The sequence below is a fragment of the Streptomyces sp. PTY087I2 genome, from assembly GCF_001687325.1.
In the GTDB taxonomy this organism is placed as follows: domain Bacteria; phylum Actinomycetota; class Actinomycetes; order Streptomycetales; family Streptomycetaceae; genus Streptomyces.
Genome location: NZ_LZRD01000022.1, coordinates 88,026 through 109,538, shown reverse-complemented (window position 1 = coordinate 109,538; position 21,513 = coordinate 88,026). Strand labels below are relative to the sequence as shown.

The 21,513-nt window shown below is 70.7% G+C and carries 23 protein-coding genes; 10 read left to right on the top strand and 13 right to left on the bottom strand.

All coding sequences use genetic code 11. The features are described 5' to 3' along the window. The first annotated feature begins 40 nt into the window (after positions 1 to 40). Positions 41 to 2,440 (top strand): NACHT domain-containing protein, encoded by a 2,400-nt coding sequence (locus tag A3Q37_RS24365; protein WP_065487769.1) that lies wholly within the window; start codon positions 41 to 43, stop codon positions 2,438 to 2,440. 40 nt (positions 2,441 to 2,480) lie between these two features. Here the strand turns inward: A3Q37_RS24365 and A3Q37_RS24360 are convergent, their stop codons facing one another. Next, positions 2,481 to 3,344: an alpha/beta fold hydrolase gene (locus A3Q37_RS24360; RefSeq protein WP_065487768.1), complete on the bottom strand. Its 864-nt coding sequence runs from the start codon at positions 3,342 to 3,344 to the stop codon at positions 2,481 to 2,483. A gap of 93 nt (positions 3,345 to 3,437) precedes the next feature. Between A3Q37_RS24360 and A3Q37_RS24355 the strand changes: the two genes are divergently transcribed. Continuing rightward, positions 3,438 to 4,031 (top strand): TetR/AcrR family transcriptional regulator, encoded by a 594-nt coding sequence (locus tag A3Q37_RS24355; protein WP_255311927.1) that lies wholly within the window; start codon positions 3,438 to 3,440, stop codon positions 4,029 to 4,031. A gap of 79 nt (positions 4,032 to 4,110) precedes the next feature. Here the strand turns inward: A3Q37_RS24355 and A3Q37_RS24350 are convergent, their stop codons facing one another. Continuing rightward, positions 4,111 to 4,692 carry a 3'-5' exonuclease gene (locus A3Q37_RS24350; RefSeq protein ID WP_176711499.1) on the bottom strand — a complete coding sequence of 194 codons (582 nt, stop codon included), beginning with the start codon at positions 4,690 to 4,692 and terminating at the stop codon, positions 4,111 to 4,113. Positions 4,693 to 4,724: 32 nt separating this feature from the next. Beyond that, a complete protein-coding gene (locus A3Q37_RS24345; RefSeq protein WP_065487766.1) occupies positions 4,725 to 5,927 on the bottom strand; it encodes an MFS transporter in 1,203 nt (400 codons plus the stop codon). 54 nt (positions 5,928 to 5,981) lie between these two features. Between A3Q37_RS24345 and A3Q37_RS24340 the strand changes: the two genes are divergently transcribed. The 4 genes from A3Q37_RS24340 (at position 5,982) to A3Q37_RS37970 (ending at position 8,941) form a co-directional block, all read left to right on the top strand. Next, the gene (locus A3Q37_RS24340; protein WP_065487819.1) at positions 5,982 to 6,731 is read left to right on the top strand and encodes a helix-turn-helix transcriptional regulator; all 750 of its coding nucleotides are present in this window, start codon (positions 5,982 to 5,984) and stop codon (positions 6,729 to 6,731) included. A gap of 88 nt (positions 6,732 to 6,819) precedes the next feature. Beyond that, positions 6,820 to 7,329, top strand: coding sequence for a YbaK/EbsC family protein (locus A3Q37_RS24335; RefSeq protein ID WP_065487765.1), 510 nt, complete (start codon positions 6,820 to 6,822; stop codon positions 7,327 to 7,329). Continuing rightward, on the top strand, positions 7,326 to 8,177 hold the full coding sequence (locus A3Q37_RS24330; protein WP_065487764.1) for a DMT family transporter: 852 nt from the start codon (positions 7,326 to 7,328) through the stop codon (positions 8,175 to 8,177). Before A3Q37_RS24335 ends, A3Q37_RS24330 begins: the two co-directional genes overlap by 4 nt. Before the next feature lie 50 nt (positions 8,178 to 8,227). Next, on the top strand, positions 8,228 to 8,941 hold the full coding sequence (locus tag A3Q37_RS37970; RefSeq protein ID WP_255311922.1) for a hypothetical protein: 714 nt from the start codon (positions 8,228 to 8,230) through the stop codon (positions 8,939 to 8,941). 254 nt (positions 8,942 to 9,195) lie between these two features. On the opposite strand, the gene A3Q37_RS24320 is transcribed toward A3Q37_RS37970, so the two are convergent. The 4 genes from A3Q37_RS24320 to A3Q37_RS24305 all read right to left on the bottom strand — a co-directional run bounded on the left by A3Q37_RS24320 (position 9,196) and on the right by A3Q37_RS24305 (position 11,673). Next, positions 9,196 to 10,164 carry an alpha/beta hydrolase gene (locus A3Q37_RS24320; RefSeq protein WP_107471585.1) on the bottom strand — a complete coding sequence of 323 codons (969 nt, stop codon included), beginning with the start codon at positions 10,162 to 10,164 and terminating at the stop codon, positions 9,196 to 9,198. Between the two features lie 182 nt (positions 10,165 to 10,346). Continuing rightward, positions 10,347 to 10,571 (bottom strand): DUF397 domain-containing protein, encoded by a 225-nt coding sequence (locus tag A3Q37_RS24315; protein ID WP_065487763.1) that lies wholly within the window; start codon positions 10,569 to 10,571, stop codon positions 10,347 to 10,349. 17 nt (positions 10,572 to 10,588) lie between these two features. Next, positions 10,589 to 10,798, bottom strand: coding sequence for a DUF397 domain-containing protein (locus tag A3Q37_RS24310; RefSeq protein ID WP_065487762.1), 210 nt, complete (start codon positions 10,796 to 10,798; stop codon positions 10,589 to 10,591). Beyond that, positions 10,795 to 11,673: a helix-turn-helix transcriptional regulator gene (locus A3Q37_RS24305; protein ID WP_065487761.1), complete on the bottom strand. Its 879-nt coding sequence runs from the start codon at positions 11,671 to 11,673 to the stop codon at positions 10,795 to 10,797. The genes A3Q37_RS24310 and A3Q37_RS24305 overlap by 4 nt, the downstream gene beginning before the upstream one ends. Before the next feature lie 165 nt (positions 11,674 to 11,838). On the opposite strand from A3Q37_RS24305, the gene A3Q37_RS24300 reads away from it, so the two are divergent. Next, the gene (locus A3Q37_RS24300; protein WP_065487760.1) at positions 11,839 to 12,273 is read left to right on the top strand and encodes an ATP-binding protein; all 435 of its coding nucleotides are present in this window, start codon (positions 11,839 to 11,841) and stop codon (positions 12,271 to 12,273) included. 73 nt (positions 12,274 to 12,346) lie between these two features. Here the strand turns inward: A3Q37_RS24300 and A3Q37_RS24295 are convergent, their stop codons facing one another. Together A3Q37_RS24295 and A3Q37_RS24290 are read right to left on the bottom strand one after the other, a co-directional pair. Further along, positions 12,347 to 13,888 carry a sodium:alanine symporter family protein gene (locus A3Q37_RS24295; RefSeq protein WP_065487759.1) on the bottom strand — a complete coding sequence of 514 codons (1,542 nt, stop codon included), beginning with the start codon at positions 13,886 to 13,888 and terminating at the stop codon, positions 12,347 to 12,349. 526 nt (positions 13,889 to 14,414) lie between these two features. After that, on the bottom strand, positions 14,415 to 15,686 hold the full coding sequence (locus tag A3Q37_RS24290; protein WP_255311921.1) for a CdaR family transcriptional regulator: 1,272 nt from the start codon (positions 15,684 to 15,686) through the stop codon (positions 14,415 to 14,417). A gap of 426 nt (positions 15,687 to 16,112) precedes the next feature. Between A3Q37_RS24290 and A3Q37_RS24285 the strand changes: the two genes are divergently transcribed. Then, a complete protein-coding gene (locus A3Q37_RS24285) occupies positions 16,113 to 17,168 on the top strand; it encodes a hypothetical protein (protein WP_065487758.1) in 1,056 nt (351 codons plus the stop codon). A 151-nt stretch (positions 17,169 to 17,319) separates the two neighbouring features. Further along, positions 17,320 to 17,727, top strand: a complete 408-nt coding sequence (locus A3Q37_RS24280) for a hypothetical protein (RefSeq protein WP_065487757.1) — start codon at positions 17,320 to 17,322, stop codon at positions 17,725 to 17,727. Between the two features lie 45 nt (positions 17,728 to 17,772). Here the strand turns inward: A3Q37_RS24280 and A3Q37_RS24275 are convergent, their stop codons facing one another. Continuing rightward, positions 17,773 to 18,333, bottom strand: a complete 561-nt coding sequence (locus A3Q37_RS24275; protein ID WP_065487756.1) for a GNAT family N-acetyltransferase — start codon at positions 18,331 to 18,333, stop codon at positions 17,773 to 17,775. 101 nt (positions 18,334 to 18,434) lie between these two features. On the opposite strand from A3Q37_RS24275, the gene A3Q37_RS24270 reads away from it, so the two are divergent. Beyond that, a complete protein-coding gene (locus A3Q37_RS24270; protein WP_065487755.1) occupies positions 18,435 to 18,881 on the top strand; it encodes a GNAT family N-acetyltransferase in 447 nt (148 codons plus the stop codon). Positions 18,882 to 18,910: 29 nt separating this feature from the next. On the opposite strand, the gene hemC is transcribed toward A3Q37_RS24270, so the two are convergent. Genes hemC through A3Q37_RS24255 form a run of 3 tightly spaced genes read right to left on the bottom strand, consistent with a single transcriptional unit; the run spans position 18,911 to position 21,410 of the window. Beyond that, positions 18,911 to 19,843: a hydroxymethylbilane synthase gene (hemC, locus tag A3Q37_RS24265; RefSeq protein WP_065487754.1), complete on the bottom strand. Its 933-nt coding sequence runs from the start codon at positions 19,841 to 19,843 to the stop codon at positions 18,911 to 18,913. A gap of 18 nt (positions 19,844 to 19,861) precedes the next feature. Then, positions 19,862 to 20,437, bottom strand: a complete 576-nt coding sequence (locus A3Q37_RS24260; protein WP_065487753.1) for an O-methyltransferase — start codon at positions 20,435 to 20,437, stop codon at positions 19,862 to 19,864. Continuing rightward, positions 20,430 to 21,410, bottom strand: coding sequence for a hypothetical protein (locus tag A3Q37_RS24255; RefSeq protein WP_065487752.1), 981 nt, complete (start codon positions 21,408 to 21,410; stop codon positions 20,430 to 20,432). Before A3Q37_RS24255 ends, A3Q37_RS24260 begins: the two co-directional genes overlap by 8 nt. Positions 21,411 to 21,513 lie beyond the last annotated feature (103 nt).

Below are 21,513 nucleotides of genomic sequence, written 5' to 3'. Positions count from 1 at the left end.
CGGCCACGGAGGCGTTACGTAAACCAGGGAGGAGTTACGTATGGGGCGGCGGCGGCCGAAGCCGGGTTCCCTCTGGCGTCGGGCAGCGGCCGTCCTCGGCGTGCTGATGGTGGGCGCGGGGGCCGTCGTCATCCTCCGCTCCCGGCCGACCGGCGACGTGGACCCCTTCGGCGCCCTGGTCGGCGTGGTGGGAGCGGTCATCGGCGTCGCCGGGTTGCTGCTGCCCCTCTGGGAGCACCGGCGGAGCCGCCGGGAGGGCGCGGTCCGGGCCCTGGTCCGGGCGGTCGAGAGCCACGAGGACCAGCAGTACCGCAACATTCTGGGCCCGGGCAGCGCCTTCCTGCCAGTGCGCTTCCGCTTCTCGGCGGCCCCGGACGGCAGCCCCGGCGACGCGGGCTCCGAGGAGTGGCGGACCGTCGTCGACCGCTACCTCGGGCTGCCCGGACCTGTACGGCGGCTCGCGGTGACCGGCGGCCCCGGTACGGGCAAGTCCCTGCTGGCCCGGGAGTTGACGCGCGCGCTGGCCGCCCGCCATGACGAGGACGCGGGCGACGGGGTGCCGGTCCTGCTCCCTCTCTCCGCGTGGGACGGGCCACCGGACCGGGAGGATCCGCGGAGCGAGGGGTTCCATCTGGCGTTCCGCCGCTGGGCCATCCAGCAGGCCGCACAGACGTACGGGCAGCCCTCCGCCCAGGTCGAGGAGGCGCTGACCGACAAGGCGGTCCTCGTCCTCGACGGTCTGGACGAGCTCGATCCCGGAGGGGCGGAGGAACGTCCCCGGGCAGCCGCGTTGCTCCGCTATCTCGCGGTGAACCGGGACTGCTTCCGCCATGTGGTCGTCACCTGCCGCAGCGATGTCTACGAGCAGTTCGAAGGTCCGGCCCCGCTGGCCGGGGCGGGCCGCGCCGAACTGCTGCCGGTCCCGCCGGACATGGCGCTCGACTACCTCAAGAGCCGCAGCGAGTGGTCCCACAGCGGCCTCACCGAGCGCTGGGACGGGGTCCTGGACGAGATGCGGGTGTCCCCCGGAGGGCCACTGGCGCGTGCCCTGAGCACCCCGTGGCGGCTCACCATGATCGCGAACGCGTTCCATGTCCGGGGCGAGGGCGGCGCGGGATGGCTCAGGGATCCCTCGGAGCTGGTGACGCGATGGGGGCGCGACGTCCTCTGGGAGCGCTACCGGGCGGAGGAGGAGGATTTCGCCGCCGAACACGGCCTGCCCGGGCGGCTGTGGAGCCTGTTCTCTCCGGAGGAACGGCTGCGGAGCGCGGAGGACTCCGCGTCCGCGGACGACATGAGCAGGGAGGCCGAGGAGTACCTGCTGTCGCTCTTCGTCCCCTCCGTCGTGGCGGAGCATCCGCGCGACCCCGACCGCTACCCGGCCGAACGGGTCTCCGCGTGGCTCACCCTGCTGGCGACGCACCGAGGCGTCGACAGATTCACCGGGACCCGGTATCTGAGCCTGATCGCCGACCTCCGGGCGGATCTGACCCCGCACCAGTTGTGGCCGCTGGGCGGCCGTCGTCTCGTGCGGACCCTGCACGGTTCGCTGTACACCCTCTTCGCGCTGCTGATGGCGGGGCTGGCCGCCGTCGCCCTGCGCGATCCCCTGGACATCGCGCTCGGCTTTCCCGTGGTCGTCGCCGCGGGCTTCACGGCGCTGGTGGCGTGGTCCGACCAGGCGGACATCGACCCGGCGAGCCGTTTCCGCACGGGCGGAAGGGCGGGCGGGCCGCTCGACCTGTACGTGAGGACCGTGGGCATGCCGCTGCTCGGTGTGTACGTCGGTGGCACGTTCGGGTTCATCGTCTCGGCGAGCCTCACCCGGGCCCCGTTGCCCGACGTCCCCACGACCGTGTGGGTGGCGACGGCGGCCGGAGCGCTCCTGGGGATCCCGCTGGTGCAGAACCGGTCGACCGAGACCTACACCACCGTCAGGGGCGCGCTGCCCGGACAGCGCCACAAGATCTTCCTCGTCTGCGCCGCGCTGCGCGGCCGTCTTCCGCTGCGGCTGGGCCGCTTCCTGGACTGGGCGCACGAGGGAGGCCTGCTGCGCGTGGACGGTCACGCCTACCGCTTCCGGCACGACGAGTTCGAGCAGTACCTGTGGCGCTCCCACTGGCGGCCGGAGATCCTCCCCCCGTGTCTGGCCGCCGCGGACGCCGCCCTCCGGACCGGGGAGACGGCGGCGGACCGGCCGGCCCGGGCGGGGCGGCGGATGCTGGAGCAGTTGGACACGCTCGACCGGCACGGCGTGGATCTGTACGCCACCTGCATGATGAGCATCGGCATAGCGGGCGCGCAGGCCGAAACGGCGCTGCGCGCGTGGGCGGACCACTTGGCCACCGGCGCCGTGGACCCCGAGGCGGAAGCCGTTCTACGGGACCGGGCCGGGCAGATGGTACGCCGCTTCCACGAGGTGGCGTCGCGCGCGGGGTGATCCGCCGGGCAGTCCGCCGCGCTGCCCCGGGAGGACCTCGTCACCCTGCCGCGCCCCGCAGGATGCGGGTCACCACCAGCTCCGGATCGTCGGTCGGCAGGGCGTGGCCCGTACCGGGCACGATCTCCGCCTCGGCGGTGGGCACGAGGGCTTCGACTCGCTCGGCGACCTGGCGCGCGTCGTGCAGTGCGCTCCGCTCCCCCAGCAGGAAGAGCGAGGGCACCCGCACCCGGCGCAGCTCCTCGTCAGAGAAGACCCGGGCCGGTGGAAGGGCGCGCCGGAAGCCGATGGATGCCCGTCCCAACTCCATCAGCTCGGTCTCCAGAATGGCGCTGTTACGGATCCGGCGGGCGAGCCAGGGCCGCAGTGCGCGGGGCGCCATGCCCGCCAGACCGCCGGCGATGAGCCAGGCGTAGAAGCGGCGGCCGGGGTCGGCGAATCCGGCGGGTTCCACCAGGGTGAGGGCGGCCGTGCGGCCCGGGTAGTACATCTGATGGCCGAGCGCCAGCCAGCCGCCGTAGGAGCAGCCGACGAGATGGGCGGCGGTGGCCTCCAGCCCGGCGAGCACCTCCTCCAGCCAGCGCGCGTCGTCCTCGACTCCGGTCAGCGGGGCGCTCTGGACGCTGGCGCCCGGCTCGCCGACCGTGTCGACGGCGATCACCGTACGACGGCGGGCGAGCGGCTCGATGTACCGGTGCCACATCAGGGAGTTGCCGTTGGCACCCGACAGCAGGACGACCGGGTCGGGGCAGGGCGGCCCGACCCGGTGGACGCGGGTGGTGCCGAAGGATGTCGGGAGGTCGAGGGTGTCTCCGGTGCCCGGCCAGAGCCGGGCGAGCAGGCGTCCGTAGACGGCATGGAAACGCTCGCGGGCCTTGTCGTTCCTGAACTCGCCTATGCTCATGGTACAGACGTATCACAACGTGGTACACCCGTACCACTACAGGGAGGTCGGACCATCGCCGCGCGCGTCGATCACGAGGAACGCAGAAAACAGATCGCGGAGGCTCTGCTGCGTATCGCCGCCACCGAGGGGCTCCAGTCGGTGAGCATGCGGGCGGTCGCCGCCGAGGCGGGCGTCTCCCTTCGGCTGGTGCAGTACTACTTCACGACCAAGCAAGCCCTGGTGCTGGACGCCCTCGCCCGGCTCGGCGCCCAACTGCAAGCCCGTATGGACCGATGGGTCCGCGCCGCGGGCTCTCCGCCGCAGCCACGCTCCACGGTCACCGCGATTCTCTCCAGCGTCCTGCCGACCGACGAGGAGAGCCGTCGGATCACCCGGATCTACGCCGCCTACTACGTGCTCGTCCTCGGCGACAGCTCGCTGGAGGAGCACACCGTCCCCCAACCCGCCCTGCTGGAAGGCTTCCTCACCGAGCAGCTCCGTCTGGCGCAGGAGGCGGGCGTGGTCGGCCCCGAGAAGGATCCCGCCATGGCGGCGGCCGGACTGCTGGCCATGGTCAACGGCCTCGGCTCCAGCGTGCTGGGCGGCCAGCGCACCGGCGAGGCGGCTCTGGACGTCCTGCACCACCACTTGGACGAGCTGTTCGGCCCCGCCCCACAGGCCCGCCCGCGTCCTGCCGCGACGTAAGCCGGGTGGAGCACCGTAAGAAGGGCGGAACACCGCAAGAAGACGGGTGGAGCACCGCAGGACGGGCGGAACACACCGCCTAAGCCCCGGCCTCCGCCGCCCACTCCCCCCGCCCCGCCAGATCCAGCACCAGCGCGGCGATGTTCCACGCGTCGTCGTCGCCCCGGTGGTGGCGGCCCTCCAGCGGGAGGCCGGCCGTCTTCAGGGCCTGGGCCATGCCGGGGCGGCGGCGCAGCCCGTACGCGGCGGTGAAGGCGGCCTTGGCGTTCGTGTGCCGCTGTCCGAAGGGGTACGCCGTGCCCGTCGCCCGGCACTGGCGCGTGAACTGGTTACGGTCGTAGTCGCCCCAACTCGCCCACGGCAGCAGCCCCGTACGGTGCTCGGCGGCCAGCGCCCGGCAGGCCTCGGCGAACGACAGGCCGTCGTCCACCTCCGCCTGCGTCAGGCCGGTCAGCTCCGTGCAGAACGGGCTGACCTTCGAGCGCGCGGGCCGGACCAACAGCCGGTGCTTGGCGAGCCGTTGGCCCGCGCGCAGGTCGACGACCGTGAGGCCGATCTCGATGATCTCGCTCACCTGCCCGGGCGGCGGCTGCCCCTCCCAGCAGGTCGCCTCGACATCGACGACGTTCAGCAGATGTTCGTCCTTCTCCCCCAGCTCCATGGGGCGAGCGTAGAAGTACGCCCGCTCCCGGGTCATCCGGGTTTCGCGGCAGCCCCGCTCCCCTCGCGGACCCCATCGTCGGCCAACTCGGCCCGTGGCACCGATGGTTCGGGAAGGGTACGGAAGAACAGCCAGCTCAGCAAAGGCATCAGCGCAAGAGGTGCCAGGGCGGTCTGAAGGGACGTGGCGTCGGCGAGCGCCCCGACGACGGGGCTGGCCAGGCCGCCGATGCTGACGGTCAGGCCGAGGGTGATCCCGCTGGCGGTGCCGACCCGGGAGGGCAAGTAGTCCTGGCCCAGCGTGACTTGGAGGGAGAAGGGCACGTACAGGCCCGCCGAGGTCAGCGCGACGAAGAGGTAGACGGCCGGGCCCGGCACCCACACCACGCCCGCGATGGCCACGGCCGCGACCAGGTAGGACCGGCGCGCGACCGTCACCCGGTCCCACCGGGCGGCCAGCGACCCGCCGAGCACCGAGCCGACCGTGCTGCCGAGGTAGAGCACGGTCAGGGCTGCGGTGCCCGTGACCATGCTGCCGCCGAGGCGCTGGCGTACGTACAGCGAGATGAAGGTGCTCAGGCCGATGAACGCGATCGAGCGGAAGACCACGGCCAGGGACAGCTTCACGAAGGAGGCGATGTCGTCGCTGCCGGGCGACGGTGTCGTACGGGAGCCGCCGGCGCCCTGCCGCTCCTGGAGAACCCGCACCACGGGCAGGCACATCGCGGCCCCCGCGAGGGCGGGCAGGACGAGCAGGGGCGTCCAGCTCAGACCTCCCGTGGCCACCACGGCCGCGACCATGAGCGGGGCCAGCGCGAAGCCGACCGTGCCGCCCATGGAGAACCAGCCCATGGCCCGGTGACTGCCCCGGGCGGCGATACGGGCGACGCGGGCGGATTCGGGATGGTAGGCGGCGACCCCGATCCCCGACAGCGCGACGAACGCCAGGGTGAGCGGATAGGAACCGCTCAGCCCGCTCAGCGCGATGCCGACACCGCCGAGCAGCGTGCTGACCGGCAGCAGCCAGGGCATGGCCCACCGATCGGTGAGCACCCCGAACACCGGCTGCGCCACCGACGACAGCAGCGAGGCGGCCAGCACGATGCCCGAGGCGACGGCGAGGGAGTAGGCGCGCTCGGCGATGAAGTACGGCACCAGGGCCGCGACGCAGCCTTGGTAGACGTCGACGCAGGCGTGGCCCACGGACAGCAGGACGATCGGCGTGTTCCTTCGCATGCCACCATGGTCCGGCCCGGAATCCCTGGCGCGCTTTCATTAACCTGCCACATGATGACGAACATCCGCCACGATCCCGTGGCCCCGACCCGTACCCGCCGGCTGGCCCCCGGCGGCTCGATCGACGCGCACCGGCACGACGACCACCAGATCGTCTACGCGGGCCGGGGCGTGCTGACCGTCACGACCGACGCGGGCTCCTGGGTCGCGCCGGGCACCCGCGCGATCTGGGTCCCCGCCGGAGTCGTCCACGCGCACCGGGCCTACGGCGAACTCGATCTGCACCTGGTGGGCCTGCCCGTCACCGAGAACCCGCTCGGCCTCGACGCCCCGACCGTGCTGGCCGTCAGCCCGCTGCTGCGCGAGCTGCTCATCGCCTACACCCGCGCCGAGGCCGACGGCGAGAGCCCCGAACGGGCCCGGCTGCGCGCCGTACTCCTCGACCAGCTGCGCACGTCCGACGCCCAGCAACCGCTGCACCTGCCCACGCCCGCCACCCCGTTGCTGGGCGCCCTGTGCGCCATCCTCCAGGCCGACCCCGGCGACCGCCGTACGCTGGCCGAGCTCGGCCGCCAGGTCGGGGCGAGCGACCGGACGCTGTCCCGGCTGTTCCGCAGCGACCTCGGGATGACGTTCCCGCAGTGGCGTACGCAGCTGCGGCTCCACCACGCGCTGATCCTGCTGACCGAGCGGACGCCGGTGACGGCGGTGGCGCATCGGTGCGGGTGGTCGTCGACGAGCGCGTTCATCGAGGTGTTCCGCCGTACGTTCGGCCACACCCCGGGCTCGCATCCGGCGGGATGAGCCGGTGAGCTGGTGAGCTGGTGAGCTGGTGAGCCCACGCTCCGGAACCCCCTCGCGTGCATAGTGCACGGACCGCTAGCGTGCAGCCATGAGCACACCCGAACCCGCAGAAACCGCACCCGTCTCCCCCGCCCACCCCCGGTTCGCGGAGGCGCTGGCCGAACTGGGCCTCCAGGTCGAGGTACGCCGCTTCCCCGACGCGACCAGGACCGCCGCCGAGGCCGCGGCGGCGATCGGCTGCGAGCTGAGCGAGATCGTCAAGTCCCTGGTCTTCACGGCGGACGGCGTGCCGGTACTGGTCCTGATGGACGGGGCGTCGCGGGTGGACGTCGAGCTGGTACGCCGGGAACTCGGCGCGCGGAAGGTGGCGCGGGCGAACGCGGACCTGGTCAGGGAGACGACGGGCTACGCGATCGGTGGCGTACCCCCCTTCGGCCACGCCACGAAGACCCGCGTCCTGGCCGACCGCCGCCTGCTGGACCACGCGGTGGTGTGGGCGGCGGCGGGCACCCCGCACACGGTGTTCCCGCTCGACCCGAAAACGCTGATCGCCCACGCGGGCGCGACGGTCGCGGATGTGCGCGAGCCCGCCAAGTGACCCCTCTGGTCGCCCTCGCGGTGCTCATAGCCGCGATCACGCACGCCAGCTGGAACGCCATCGCCCACGCGATCAAGGACCAGCTGCTCTCCTTCACGCTGATCTCCGGCGGCGGCCTGCTGATCGGCGCGGCGATGGCCCTGTTCGCCCCGTTCCCGGCGGCGGGCGCCTGGCCGTACCTCCTGGTCTCGGCCGCGCTGCACGTGGCGTACATGCTGCTGCTGATGCGCTCGTTCACGCTGGGCGACTTCGGCCAGATGTACCCGATCGCCCGGGGCACGGCCCCGCTGGTGGTGACGGTCCTGGCGGCGGTGTTCGTCGGCGAACGCCCGGACGCCTGGGCCACGACGGGCGTGGCGGTGGCCTCGGCCGGACTGGTCGGCCTGGCCCTGTGGGGCATCCGGGGTTCCGGGAAGCGCCCGCACTGGCCGGCGATCGTGGCGGCCCTCGGTACGGGCCTGGCCATCGCGGGCTACACGACGGTCGACGGCGTCGGAGTCCGCGCCTCCGGCACCCCGCTGGGCTACGTCGCGTGGCTGATGATCCTGGAGGGCCTGGCGATCCCGGCGTACGCGTACTACCGCCGCCGCACCGAACTGGCCACCCAACTCCGCCCGTTCGCGGCACGGGGCCTGCTGGGCGCGGCCCTGTCGGTGGCCGCGTACGGCCTGGTGCTCTGGGCCCAGACGAGGGCCCCGCTCGCCCCGATCGCGGCACTGCGCGAGTCCTCGATCATCGTGGGCGCGGCGATCGGCACCCTGTTCTTCAAGGAGCGCTTCGGGGCTCCGAGGATCGCGGCAGCGGGGCTGATGGTGGTGGGCATCGGGCTGATGCTGCACACGAGTTGAGGCGGTGGGAGGAGCTTGCCGAAGAGGCGGACCAACCGGCATGGCTCTGGATGGATCCGCAGGGCAAGATCAAGCGCATGGGAAGTACGCGGTTTGCAGAGCTGTTCGACCAGGGGCGGGACGCGATCCTGTCCGGGGAAGCCCCACGCCAGGAGCCGCCCCTGGAAGGCGGAGGACGCTGGGGACTCACCGTGGTCCTGCGGCCGGAATCGTCGGTCGCGCGACGAATGGAACGCATGACCGCGGAGGCCATGGCTGTGGCTGGGGGCTCGCACTGGCCCACCGGCGCCGAGGTCTCCTCGCATTTCACCATCCGCACGCTGGAGCGCTACCGTCCGATCGTTCCCGAGGATGACGAGCGGGTCCTGCGGTATCAGGCGGCCCTGCACGAGGCGTCCGCCCGGGTGGGAACCGTCCGGCTGGAGCTGACCGGGCTGACGCTCACTCCTGCGAGCGTCATGCTGTGCGCTTCTCCGTCGGACGATGCCATCGAACGGTTCGCCGGGTATCTGGCGGAGGAGTTGGCGAGTGATGGCTGGTTCGAGGCCGGGTTCACCCGCGATATCTGGTACGCGAACTTGGTTCACTTCACCGGACTGCCCGAGAATTCCCAGGCGCTTGTCGAGTGGGTGGCCGCCCGCCGGAGCCTGGACCTGGGGGCGAGCGTGCACACGTTCGCAGACCTGGTCTCCTGGACGTTCAATGGTCGGCACATGGTGCCCGCGACGCTTGGAAGCGAAAGGCTGAGAGGGCCTGCCGGCTGATCACGGCGGTCGGCATCGGGCTGATGCTGCACACGAGTTGAGGTCCCCACCCCTCCGTACGGGCATACTCGTGACTGAGGTGATGTCGATGTCCACAGGGTTGGCCGACAACAACACGGCTGACTGAGCTGCGCGCACAGCACTGACCCGGCGTTCAAGCCGGCCGAGCGGCTTTCCACGCTGCGGCTGATCCTGACCCGCTGCCTCCGCGCGGAAGCACGCTGACGGAGGGCAGCCGGGTCGGGGCTGCCGGGTCAGGACAGGGCCTTGGCCCACTCGGTGACGACATCGGCGTACTGCTGCGCCATCGGGTCGTGCATGGTGTGGGGGGCGTCCAGCGGGGTGAAGGTGACGGGTTGCCCGGTGGCCTCCAGCAAGCGGCGGGCCTGCGCGGCCTGGACATCCGACATCGCGCCCATGAGCCGTCCGGTGTCGGGGTCGGTCATGTGGAAGTGGTGGGTGAGCAGGACCGGGGTCTTGACCTGGGCGAGCATGGCCGCGTGGTCGCAGCCGACGTTCGCGGTGTCCTCGGCCCACACCTTTGCCCACTCGGGGTCGTACTCCTTGAACCGCTGCACCGGCGTGGGGGAGGCACCGGACTCGGGGTTCCCGTCGCCCATCATGAACCCGATCCCCGGGTGGAGGAACTCGGGCAACTCGGCGGGCGCGGCCTTGACCATGCCGGTCCAGTCACCGATGGACCACTGCGGGCCGAGCCACTTCGCCCACAGCGCGAAGACCGGCCCGAGAGTCTGCGCCATCCCCGGCCCGTAAGGCGGAGCGGCCTGGGAGGAGAACAGCGGCGGGTCCTCCAGAACGACGCCGCGGACCAGGCCCGGCTTGGCGTAGGCGGCCACATGGGCGGCGATGACACCGCCCGAGGAGTTGCCGGCGACGAGGGTGGGGCGGCCGATCACCAGGTCGATGAACCGCTCGACGTCGGCACCCCAGGTGTTCAGGGAGTAGCGCCCCGGCGTCCAGGTGGAACGGCCCTGGCCACGCAGGTCGATGGCGAACACCTGGAACTCGGAGCTCAGCAGGCCGATCGCGTCCTCGTAGCCCCACCAGGACTCGGTCTGCGACGGGATCAGCAGCAGAGCGGGTGCGTCCGGGCGGCCCTCCACGACGTAGTTCATGCGGATCTCGCCCAGGTCCACCAGCTGCTCGGTGAACCGGTGCGGGACGAAACTGTCGGCGCGGTCAGCGGCCTCGGACATGCGCATGGTCGTACTCCTTGCATGTGCGGCAGGCAGCCCAGGGCTACGGACGGCTACCTGCTGTCATCTTTCCGGCGGAGCGCCCGGACGGCGACCCGGAAACGACCGTAGGCCCCCTTGCGGACAGCTTCGGTCCTCAAACGGGTGCGGGCCGCGGCAGCGGGCGTCGCGGCGAGTCCGTACCGGGTTCAGCGGCCTTCGCCGCCACCGCCGACCGCGTACGGGACGAAGGCCACCCAAGCGGTGAGGGCGAGGGCGAGGCGGGGGCCGTGGAGATGCTTGGAGTCGCGTACGTGGACGGCGTCGGGGGAGGTCGCGACCTCGACGCAGTCGCTGGGGTTGCTGCTGTCGCTGTAGCTGCTCTTGAACCAGCGCAGATCGGAGGCGTTCCGGGCAGAGGACTTCTGGATCACGTCACTCCCGATGTGGGTCAGTGGGCTGCGGCGTACGCGATGAAGCCCTCCCACACGGCGGGGGCGACGGCGAGACGGGGCCCCTGCGCGTTCTTGGAGTCGCGTACGAGGACGGCGTCCGGGGCGGTCGCGATCTCGACGCACTCGTTGCTGTTGCTGCTGTCGCTGTAACTGCTTTTGAACCAGCGCAGTTCGGACGTGCCTCCGGCAGAGGTGTCGCTGCTCATGTCTCTCCCAGCACTTGCTCGATGAAGGCCCGCGACTCCCTCGGGTTGAGAGCCTGCGCCCGGATGATGCCACACCGCAGTTCGACGATCCGCAGGTGTTTCGGGTCGGAGACCGGCCGACTGCCGAAGTCACCCTCGGAGCGCCCCACTGCCGAGCCGTCCTTGAACTTCAGCACCTGCATCTCACCACCCATTCCGGCGTGCTCGTCACGGCTGGTCGGCATCACCTGAATCTCGACATGGCGCAGCTCGCTCACCTCAAGGAGGTGTTCAAGCTGTCGACGCCACACCATTCTGCCCCCAAGGTGGCGTCGCAGGGTCACCTCTTCCTGGACAAAGCTCAGCTCCGGCGCGGGCGAGCGGCCGAAGATGGACTGCCGCGCCATACGCGCCGCCACCAGCCTCTCCACGTCGTCGTGCGAGAACGCGGGCCTGCGCATCCCGAACAACGCCCGCGCGTACTCCTCGGTCTGCAACAGACCGTGGATGTTGTGGTTTCCGTACGCCGAGAGCTCCACGGCAGCGGCCTCCAGCTTCGCCAGCTCCCGGATCTTCTTCGGATACCGCACCTCCGCGATATCCGGTTTCATCGCCGCGAGCTTCCCTTCCGCCCCCACCGCCACGTCCACCGCGTCCATGAACTCCGGGCGCGGGATACGGCTTCCGCCCTCCACCTTGTAGATCAGGTCCTCGCCGTACCCCAGCAGCGCCCCCAGCTCGCCCGCCCGCAGGCCCGCCGCCTCGCGCCAGATCTTGATCTGGCGGCCCACCGCCGCGACGACCGCAGCCCCCGACTCGTCGTCCGGGTCGACCTCCCAACCGGGCTCGTCCACCGCGTCGTTGCCGCGCTCCGTACCGTCATCGACCATGCTCATGCGAGCCCCCGCTTCCGACGTGCGTGCCGTTCCTGCGTCAACCGCTTCCGTTCCCCGCACGTCACTGCCGACAGCCCGGACAACACCGGACAAGCCCCGGACAGTCACCGTACGCAACGGCCGCATCACTGGGAAAGGTACGCCGAGACCGCCACGCTGAGTGACATGAACCAGGAAGTCACCCGCTCCCAACACACGCCCACCGACCGCGCGTTCACCGTGCTGCTCTCCCCCACCCGTCGCGGGGCCCGGCTCGCCCGGCTGTTGACCACGGCCCATCTCGCCGCGTGGGGGCTCCCGTCGGAGTCGGCCGCGCACATCGTCGCCGAGCTGGCGGCCAACGCCACCGTCCACGGTCGTGTGAAGGGCCGGGACTTCCAACTCGGCCTCACCGTACGGGGCGACACCCTGCGGATCGAGGTCACGGACACACGCGGTGACAGCGTCCCGCCCGGCCCCGGGGCCGTGAAGCCGCCCGGGGACGACGCGGAGACCGGGCGCGGCCTGCTCATCGTCGAGGCGCTGGCGGACCACTGGGGCATCGTCCCCGGGCCGGTCCCGCGCAAGACGGTGTGGGCGGAGATCGGCCTCGTACGGTGATCACCGGTTCCACGGCAGACGCCCCTCCCCCCTCCGGACGGGCAGGGGTGAGGGGCGTCGGGAATCGTCCGGGTCAGACGGTCGCCTTCGTGGTCTCGTCGTCCGTGTCTCCGCCGGTTTCGTCGGAGCCGCCCGCCTTCCGGACCCGCACGTATTCAAGGAAGCTGTTCAGCTCGCGCTTGACGACGGGGGCGAGGAGGTAGAGGCCGATGATGTTGATGACGGCCAGGGAGAAGAGCACCGCGTCGGCCAGGTCGATGAGGGTCTGGAGGGTGAGCAGCGACCCGGCGACGGCGAACAGGGTGTAGAGCGACTTGTAGACGGTCTCGCTGGTGCGGCTACGGCCGAAGAGATGCGTCCAGGCCTTGAGGCCGTAGTAGCCCCAGGTGAGCACCGTGGAGATCGCGAAGAGCATCACCGCGATGGTGAGGATGTACGGGAACCAGGGCAGCACGGTCTCGAACGCGTCGGAGGTGATCGTCACGCCGCCGATGGACTCGCCGTCGCGGGCCTCGCCCCAGCTGGCGGGGTTGGCGATGACGATGGTCAGCGCGGTCATGGTGCAGATGATGACGGTGTCGATGAACGGCTCCAGCAGGGCGACCAGGCCCTCGCTGGCGGGGTGCTTGGTCTTCACCGCGGAGTGGGCGATCGGCGCGGAGCCGATGCCGGCCTCGTTGGAGAACGCGGCGCGCTTGAAGCCGACGATCAGTGCGCCGAGGATGCCGCCCGCGACGCCCTGGGGGTTGAAGGCGCCCTCGATGATCGTGGTGATCGCGGCGGGCACGGCGGTGATGTTGACGAGGATGACGACGAGGCACGCGACGATGTAGATGCCCGCCATCGCGGGGACCAGGCGGCTGGTGACCGAGGCGATCGAGCGGATCCCGCCGAGCAGGACGATGCCGACGAGCGCGGCGACCAGGATGCCGAAGAAGAGAGCGCCTCCGGAGGAGCCCATCGCACCGCTCTCGCCGCCGGTGACGGAGACGAGCTGGGCGTAGGACTGGTTGACCTGGAAGAGGTTGCCGCCGAAGAGCCCGAAGAACAGGATCATGATCGAGGCGAGGACGGCGAGGACCTTGCCGAGGCTCTTGCCGTTCTTCCCGAAGCGTTCGGCGAGCCCCTTGGGCAGGTAGTGCATCGGCCCGCCGGAGACCGTGCCGTCGGCGTGGACCTCGCGGTACTTCACACCGAGGGTGACCTCGACGAACTTGGTGGCCATGCCGAGCAGACCGCAGATGATCATCCAGAACGTGGCTCCGGCGCCGCCGATGGAGACGGCGACGGCCACACCGGCGATGTTGCCGAGGCCGACCGTGCCGGAGACGGCGGCGGTCAGGGCCTGGAAGTGGTTGACCTCGCCCGCCGAGTCCTTGTCGTCGTACTTGCCGCGCACCACGTCGACGGCGAGACGGAACTTGCGCACCTGGACGAACCCGAACCAGCCGGTGAAGACCAGACCGGCCAGCGCCAGCCAGGTGACGATGAGCGGCACGTCCGCCCCGGCGATGGAGACGGAGTAGAAGACGATCCCGCCCAGCCAGTCGGCTATGGGCTCGAAGAATCCGCTGACGGATTCGTCGATGTTCTGGGTGATGGAGTCGAGTGTCACGTTTGGCTACCTCGATGACGCGGGAGCGGCGGACTGGGGGGTGCCTTCGCCGGTCGGTGTGCAGTGGGGGACGTCGAGAAACGTTGGGGGACGCTGGGAGAGTGAGCGAACGTCGTTGTCCGGTCGGCGACCCGGCGTGTCCATGGGATGGACGACGGTGACGGTCGCTCTGGCCTGCTGCCGGAGAGGTTCCGGCGCTCCGCGTCGACGGTGGTTCCGCCTGCGAAGTTGGGCATTTGTACCACGCCGTTTACCCGATCTTTAGTGGCACACATCACATTTCGGGAGAATGGCGGTGAAGATGCTGGGTGGGTGACGTCATCGTTATGCGGAACCGCAGATACGTTTATCGGACACCTATCCGGCGGCTGCCCGCCCCCCCGGCCGCGGCTCGGAGCGAAGGCCCGGCCCCGAGGCCACGTGACCGTCCTTGTCGTCGTCGGCCATGAGTCAGCCATGAGTCAGCCATGAGTCGGCCATGAAGAGAACGCTCCTCGCTGTCGTCCAGGTCTTCTGTGCGGGCCGGTTATGCCTTGTGTGCGGGCCAGTCGATGATGCGGGCCCCGATGACAGCGGTCTGGAGGGCATAGCGGTGCCGGGGGTCGGCGGGGTCGGATCCGGTGAGCTGGTGGATGCGTTCGAGGCGGTACGTGAGGGCCCGGACGCTCAAGGAGAGACTCCGGGCGGCCTGAGTGGTGACGCAGCCCGCGTCGAAGTAGGCGGTAAGGGTCTCCAGATACTGTTCCGGGCCGCCCCGGGCCTTCAGAAGCGGCCCCAGGGTGGTCCGGACGAGGTCCGCCATGGCCTGCCGGTCCCGCGTCAGCACCGGGTAGACCAGAAGGTCCGCGGCGTACAGCACCGGGTCCTCCAGAGCGAGACGGCCCGCCAGCTCCAGGGCCCGCAGAGCTTCCTCGTACGAGTGGACGACCCCACCGGCACCCGGGTGCGGCCGTCCGATCGCGGCCCGTCCGCCGTCGGTCGCGGCGTGGGCCTGTTTGGCGAAGTACGTGAGGACCTGGCGCTGATCCCCGGGGGCGATACAGATCAGCCGGCCGTCCTTGGTGGTGAGAAGGATGCTGCGCTCCCCGAAACGACTCGTGACCGCCCGCTCCACGTCCCGGGGCACGGAGTCGCCCTCCGTGTACGGGGTGGGCCCTTCGGCGACGGCGACGGCGTGCGCGTGGGAGAACCGCAGCCCGAGCAACTCGGCCCGTTCGGCCAGGATTCCCGGTTCACCGCTCCCGTACAGAAGGTCGTCGATGAACTCCCGGCGTGCCGCCTCCTGCTGCCGGACGGCGAGCTGCTCGGCACGTTCGTAGCCCTCGCAGAGCGCTTCGACGGCCAGTTGTACGGCGGCGAGCACGCGGTCGGAGCCCGCCGTCCCGGCGGGCCAGGCGGCCCGGGCCCGGGACAGGTGGTGCACGACCAGGGCCCGCAGGGTCGTGCCGCCGACCGCGGCCTCTTCCCCGAAGGACCGGAGCTTTTCCAACGCGTCCCCGCCGGGGTCCCGGCCCGTTGCCGCGACCGCGTCCAGCAGGGCTTCGAATCCGGGGTACGTCCGTGCGCAGGTCGACGGGAATCCGCCGGGTCCACTCGGAGCGGGCGCGGCAGCCTGCCGCCCGCTCTGCGCGGGCTTCACCCGCAACCGCGAGGCCGAGGTCTCCTGCACAGCGCATGCGGTGGATCCGGGCGTTTCGTTCGCTGGAGCAGGCATTCGTCCACGACGGACAACCTTCCGAGGTCTCGGCAAGCCGAGGGGCGGTTGCCCCTCCGACGCCGACCAGACTTCCCGGCACACCAGCGCGCTTAGCGACGCGTTGGCCGCATCATAGTGGCGGGCGGGGGGTCAGCGCCCTGCGGCGGGGGCGACGAAGCACCACTACTGCCTTCACCGGGTCGTGGTGGGGCGCGATCCGGTGAGCCCTCCGAAAGCCTCACCGGATCGTGCGCCGGCGCGACCCACTGCGGCGCGACATCAACTACCTAAAGAACCAAGAGAAAGAACCCAACCCCACCCAACCCACCCCGGTGGCCACCTGACGGACCCCAGGGGCTTTCGGGGCTTCGTCACTCACACGGGTGACATTTCCCAACTCAGCTCGCTTTTGGGCTGGTTGCCCGGCATATGCTCACGCCAGAACCACATCCCACACATACGTCGGCCCCCGACCGGGACTGCAATCCCAACCGAGGGCCTGGCCACCTAGGAAGTTAGGGCTTCCCGATGGATACCCAGCAGAATACTGCCCTCACCCGCGCCCTGGCGGAGGTTCCCGGACCTCTCCCCACCCGTGGCGTCATCCACATCACCATCCCCCACACCGACCGCTTCACCGTCGTGGGCAACCATCTCGCCCAGCATCCCGACCTCAGCTGCACCGCCGTCGGACTCGCCGTACTCATCCAGTCCCTGCCCCAAGGGACCGAAATCAGCATCAAGGCCCTCGCCGCCCGCTGCAAGGAAGGCGAAAAGCGCATCGCCGCCGCCCTCCGCGAACTCGAAGCCCACGGCTACCTGCAACGCATCCGCCACCGGCTGCCCGGCAAGAAAGTCATCACCCGCACCGTCTTCTGTAGCCAGCCCGCCGCGCTGATGCACCCCCGCCGCCCGGCAGCGGAGGCACGCACCGGGTCCGCCGCGCCAGCACCTGCACCTGCACCCGTGCCCGTACCCGTACCCGTACAGGCGCCCGCACCCGTGCCCGCACCCGCCCCCGTACCGACGGCTGCGCCGCCCGCGCCGGAGGCACCCGTGGCCCCGCCCGTCCTGCCGCCCCCGCCCGCACCGTCAGCCCCGGCCTTCATGCCGCGCGTACCGCCCCCGACCGCGCCCAAGGCGCCTCGCCGGCCTCTCCCCCAGCCCCGCGATCTCACCCCGGAGCTCGACCGCGCCGCCACCGCGTTCCTCGGCGATCTGCACCGACACGCGCCCCAGTTCACCCTGTCCGAGGACGATGTCCGTCGGCTGGTCCCCGGAGTGGCGGCCTGGCTCGAACGCGACGCCCGCCCGGACAGCATCCGCCGTGCCCTCACCGACGACCCGCCCCACCCCCTCAAGCACCCGGCCAAGCTCCTCACCTACCGGCTCACCGAGCTGCTCCCGCCCGCACCTCCCGGCGTCGACGACCTCGCCGCGCTCGCTCGCCCCCGCGTCACCGTCACGCCCTTCCAGACCTGCGACGACTGCGACCGCGCCTTCCGCTCCCCCACCCCCGGCCACTGCCGCGACTGCCGCGAAACCCGCGCCCACCGAACCGCATACGCCCAGGCAGCCGCCTGAGGTTGTCAACCGACGTGTCCTCGGGCCGCCGAAGCAGTTACCCATGGGAAACGATCTTCTTCAGCTCCCAGGAGGGACGATGATGTACGGGCATGGGGCGGTCAGGGCGTGCCGGGCAGCAGTCCGTTTTGCGCTCTGCGTGGTAACTGCGATGGTGGCCACGCTGGGCGGGATCACCCCCGCAGCCGCCGCTTCCGAGGACTTCCACGTCACGTACGAGAGCAGCGTGGGTGACACCACCCGCAACTCGTACTGGGTGGACATCACGGGCACCGTCACCCGCGTCGGTGACCAGTACGAGCTGACAGCCGTCGTGAAGTCCCGGTGCCACCGGGATTCCGGCCCCTCCCAGGAATGGGGCATGGCGTTCGGTTCGAGCGCCGAAAGCTGGCGGTACGTGACACGGTCCTGCACCGACAGCTACCCGTACGCGCAGGACACGGTCAAGGAGACCGGCCCCCTGCTCACGGACGGCCGCGTGTACATCCAGGCAGGCGCCTATGGCGGAGAGACCTTCGGCAGCTGGGGCTGGGGAACCCAGCGAAGCGTCTGGGTGTGACAGCAGGAGCCGCGCACCCGTCACCGGGTGCGCAAGGCCTCGGTCCTAGCGGCCGGCCGTCGCGTCCCAGTCGCGGCGGAGCAGGCCGAAGACCCAGGAGTCGGAGACGTCGCCGTTGACGACGCAGTCCTCGCGGAGGGTGCCTTCGCGGACGAAGCCGAGCTTCTCCAGGACCCGGGCGGAGCCCACGTTACGGGTGTCGGTCTCGGCCTGGACGCGGTTCAGGTCCAGGGTGTCGTACGCCCACCGCAGGACGGCGTGCGCGGTCTCCGTGGCGTAGCCGTTGCCCCACACGGCGGCGTCGAAGACGTAGCACAGGGACGCGCTGCGGAAGTCCGGGTTCCAATTGAACAGGCCGCACCAGCCGATGAACGAGCCGTCGGAGACCCGGTCGATGGCCAGCCGCGCTCCCGAGCCCTCCTCCTCGATCTTCCGGCAGATCGCAAGGAAGCGCTGGAAGCGGGCCGGATCGGTCCACGGCGGGGAGTCCCAGTAGCGCAGCACGTGGGCGTCGCTCTGGAGCGCGTAGAGCGGCGCCGCGTCGGCCTCGGTGAACGGCCGCAGTCGCAGGCGCTCGGTCGTCAGCTCGGGGGTGGGCAAGGTCATGCGGGCATCCTGCCGCGCACCGCCCACCCCTCGCCATTCGTTTTGTCTCCGGCCGCCCGCGCCAACGGCCGGTACCCGCGCCGCGACTAGCATCCCGGACCATGACCACGACGACCAGCGCCCAACCCGACGACGACGCGTACGAAATCGATACCGACCCGGACCGCATCGACCTCGACCTCGTACACCACTGGCTCTCCACCGACGCCTTCTGGGCGCTCGGCCGCAGCCGGGACCTCGTCGAGCGGTCGATGCGCGGATCGCTCAACTTCGGTGTGTACGACGGCGAGGGCACGCAGGTCGCGTACGCCCGGGTCGTCACCGACCACGCCACCTTCGACTGGCTCTGCGACGTCTACGTGGACCGCGCGCACCGGGGCCGGGGCCTCGGCGTACGGCTGGCGACCGCCGTCCGCGACCACCTCGCCCCGTACGAACTCAAGCGGACCCTCCTCTCCACACTCGACGCCCACGATCTGTACGCCAAGGTCGGGTTCGTCCCCGTGCCCGACCCGAAGAAGTTGATGATCCTCGGGCCGACGGCGTAGGGCGCCGAGCCGGGGGTGTCCGCAGGCCGTCAGTGAGCGATGCCGTCGATCAGCTCCCTGGCTCCCTGGCGCAGCAGGCTGACGGCGACAGAGGTGCCCAGGGTCGCCGGGTCGAGCGCTCCGGCCCATTCATGGGCGTTGAGGACGGTCTTGCCGTCGGGGGTGAAGACCTTGGCCCGGAGCGACAGGTCGCCGTTCCGCTCCACCTGGGCGTACCCGGCGATGGGGCTGTTGCAGTGCCCTTGCAGCACGTGCAGGAACATGCGCTCGGCGGTCGTCTCGCGGTGTGCCGCCGGGTCGCCGAGTCCGCTCACGGCGTCGATGAGGGCGGTGTCGCCCTCTCGGCACTGTAGGGCGAGGACGCCCGCACCGATCGGCGGGCACATGACCTCGGGCGACAGGATCTCGGTGATGACATCGGGGCGGCCGATGCGCTCCAGCCCGGAAGCTGCCAGGAGCAGCGCATCGGCCTCACCCGCGGCGAGCTTCTCCAGACGGCGGTTGGCGTTGCCGCGCATCGGTACGCAGAGGAGGTGCGGGTGCGATGCGGCGAGCTGGGCGGCGCGGCGGACGGAGGACGTGCCGATGCGTGTCCCGGCGGGGAGTTCGTCGAGGCGCAGGCCGCCGGGGTGGATCAGTGCGTCCCTGATGTCGTCGCGCCGGAGGAAGGCGGCGAAGGCTGTCCCTGCGGGCAGGGGCCTGTCCGCAGGGATGTCCTTGACGCAGTGCACCGCGAGGTCGGCTTCCCCGGCCAGGAGGGCGGCATCCACCTCCTTGGTGAACGCGCCCTTGCCCTCCACCGCGCTGAGGTCGCCCATCCACTTGTCGCCCGTCGTCCTGACCGGAACGACCTCCGTACGGGTATCGGGGTGGAGCACGGCCAGTTCGGCGCGGACACGCTCCACCTGGGCGAGCGCCATGGGCGAGTCACGGGACACGATGCGGATCAGTTCAGCGGGCATGCCACTCACGATAGACCGTCAGATACGGGTTCCGACGAGAAGCCCTGATGCCCATGTCGCCACTGTTCCAAGCAAGTTGGAGTGTTCGGGCAGGTGTGCGACAAAGCTGTCGACACGTGCCTGGTGGTCGTTGGGCCATGTGGGCTGCGGCAACAGGTCGTCGACGACGTAAAGGCCGCCCGGTTCCAGCAGATCGATGAGGTCGTCCAGACGGTGGAACTTCCCCGGGCGGCAGTCGACATAGGCAAGTGCGAGAGGGGGCCCGGCGTAGTTGTCGAGCCAGGCATCCGCGTCTGCCGACACGAAGGACACCCGGGTGTCGTGGCCCAGGTGTTCGGCGGCTACCGCCTGGTGTGCGGGATCCATCTCGACGCTGGTCAGACGGGCGTCGGGGTGCATCCCGTGGAGCAGCCAGGATGCCCCGACGCCGACCCCAGTCCCCAGTTCGACCAGGTGCCCCCGGGGCTTGGACGCGGCAAGCGTGGCGAGGAGGGAGCCGGTCCGGTCCTCGCAGGACATCGCGAATCCGAGACGATCCGCGTCCGCCAGAAGGGCGTCGAGGGCGGCCGGGCGGAAGTAGGGGCGGTCATCCACGGTTCCGCTCCAGGTGTGCAGCCACCTGTTCGGCGGCAAATGTCAGCACGTGATCCGCACCCGCGCGCCGGAGCATGGCGATGTATTCGGTCATGCCCTCGGGACCCAGTTCCGTCAGGGCCGGCCATTCGCCGGAGGTGGAGTAGGCGACGAGCGGTGCCTCCTGGTCGGCCCGGAGTCGTGCGAGGACATCGACTGCGGTCATGACGGGCTGAAGGGTGAGCGAGTCCGCGCCTTCGGCGATCCAGCGCCGGGCCTGGACCACGGTGTCGCGCTGGGCCCGCCCCTGTTCGAGCTGAAGCCCTCGCCGGTGGCCGACAGCCGGGTCGGTGGCCATCAACGTCTTGAATGGCCCGTACAGCGTTGTGTGGATGGCCAGATTGGGGTTCACGCCGACGTCGCGCAGCCCACCATCGTCCAAGGCGGCACGGACAGCGCGCACCGAACCGTCGAGCATCGCGGTGGGCGAGACGACATCGGCTCCGGCCTCGGCGTGCTGGACCGCCATCTCACCCATCAGCCGATAGGTCGCGCCGAGGTCAATACCTCCGGCGCGGGTGCGCAACACGCACTCGCCGTTGCTGGTCCAGGAGCATCCGCAGACCTCTGTGGTCACGGCCAGATCCGGTGTGGCTGCTTTGATCGCCGAGACCGCCCGAACCATGAGGTTCCCTGCGGACACGGCTGCCGACCCGGTGCTGTCGCGGTCGTGGCCGAGGGCAAATACCTTGACGCCACCGATGCCGAGCCCGCTCCAGCGGGCCACAGTCCGCCGCACGTCCGAAAGCTGCACCGCGCCAGGAAGGCTTCCGGCCCCCGGGTGCCCGTCGGGGAGCACGAGAAGCGGAGCGCTGAGGTCTCCGGCGGTGAGCGCGGGGCGGGTGTAGAGGGCGCGCACAGCGGACCGGGCACGCGAGGGGTTGATGCCGTCAGGGCTGGCGGCCGGTAACGGCCGTTCGGTGAGTGCGGTCATGTGCTCAGTAGATACCGACATCACGTCGGCAAAGTAGGGCGCGCGGAATCAGTGCAGGGAGTGGACGCAGCGCACGAGCACTCCCCCGCGGAGCAACCGGGAG

Bases quoted from the DNA above. Each gene is read 5' to 3' on its own strand.
- A3Q37_RS24365 (WP_065487769.1), top strand. From the start codon at position 41: ATGGGGCGGCGGCGGCCGAAGCCGGGTTCCCTCTGGCGTCGGGCAGCG.
- A3Q37_RS24360 (WP_065487768.1), bottom strand. From the start codon at position 3,344: ATGAGCATAGGCGAGTTCAGGAACGACAAGGCCCGCGAGCGTTTCCAT.
- A3Q37_RS24350 (WP_176711499.1), bottom strand. From the start codon at position 4,692: ATGGAGCTGGGGGAGAAGGACGAACATCTGCTGAACGTCGTCGATGTC.
- A3Q37_RS24345 (WP_065487766.1), bottom strand. From the start codon at position 5,927: ATGCGAAGGAACACGCCGATCGTCCTGCTGTCCGTGGGCCACGCCTGC.
- A3Q37_RS24340 (WP_065487819.1), top strand. From the start codon at position 5,982: ATGACGAACATCCGCCACGATCCCGTGGCCCCGACCCGTACCCGCCGG.
- A3Q37_RS24335 (WP_065487765.1), top strand. From the start codon at position 6,820: ATGAGCACACCCGAACCCGCAGAAACCGCACCCGTCTCCCCCGCCCAC.
- A3Q37_RS37970 (WP_255311922.1), top strand. From the start codon at position 8,228: ATGGATCCGCAGGGCAAGATCAAGCGCATGGGAAGTACGCGGTTTGCA.
- A3Q37_RS24320 (WP_107471585.1), bottom strand. From the start codon at position 10,164: ATGCGCATGTCCGAGGCCGCTGACCGCGCCGACAGTTTCGTCCCGCAC.
- A3Q37_RS24310 (WP_065487762.1), bottom strand. From the start codon at position 10,798: ATGAGCAGCGACACCTCTGCCGGAGGCACGTCCGAACTGCGCTGGTTC.
- A3Q37_RS24305 (WP_065487761.1), bottom strand. From the start codon at position 11,673: ATGAGCATGGTCGATGACGGTACGGAGCGCGGCAACGACGCGGTGGAC.
- A3Q37_RS24300 (WP_065487760.1), top strand. From the start codon at position 11,839: ATGAACCAGGAAGTCACCCGCTCCCAACACACGCCCACCGACCGCGCG.
- A3Q37_RS24285 (WP_065487758.1), top strand. From the start codon at position 16,113: ATGGATACCCAGCAGAATACTGCCCTCACCCGCGCCCTGGCGGAGGTT.
- A3Q37_RS24280 (WP_065487757.1), top strand. From the start codon at position 17,320: ATGGTGGCCACGCTGGGCGGGATCACCCCCGCAGCCGCCGCTTCCGAG.
- A3Q37_RS24275 (WP_065487756.1), bottom strand. From the start codon at position 18,333: ATGACCTTGCCCACCCCCGAGCTGACGACCGAGCGCCTGCGACTGCGG.
- A3Q37_RS24270 (WP_065487755.1), top strand. From the start codon at position 18,435: ATGACCACGACGACCAGCGCCCAACCCGACGACGACGCGTACGAAATC.
- hemC (WP_065487754.1), bottom strand. From the start codon at position 19,843: ATGCCCGCTGAACTGATCCGCATCGTGTCCCGTGACTCGCCCATGGCG.
- A3Q37_RS24255 (WP_065487752.1), bottom strand. From the start codon at position 21,410: ATGACCGCACTCACCGAACGGCCGTTACCGGCCGCCAGCCCTGACGGC.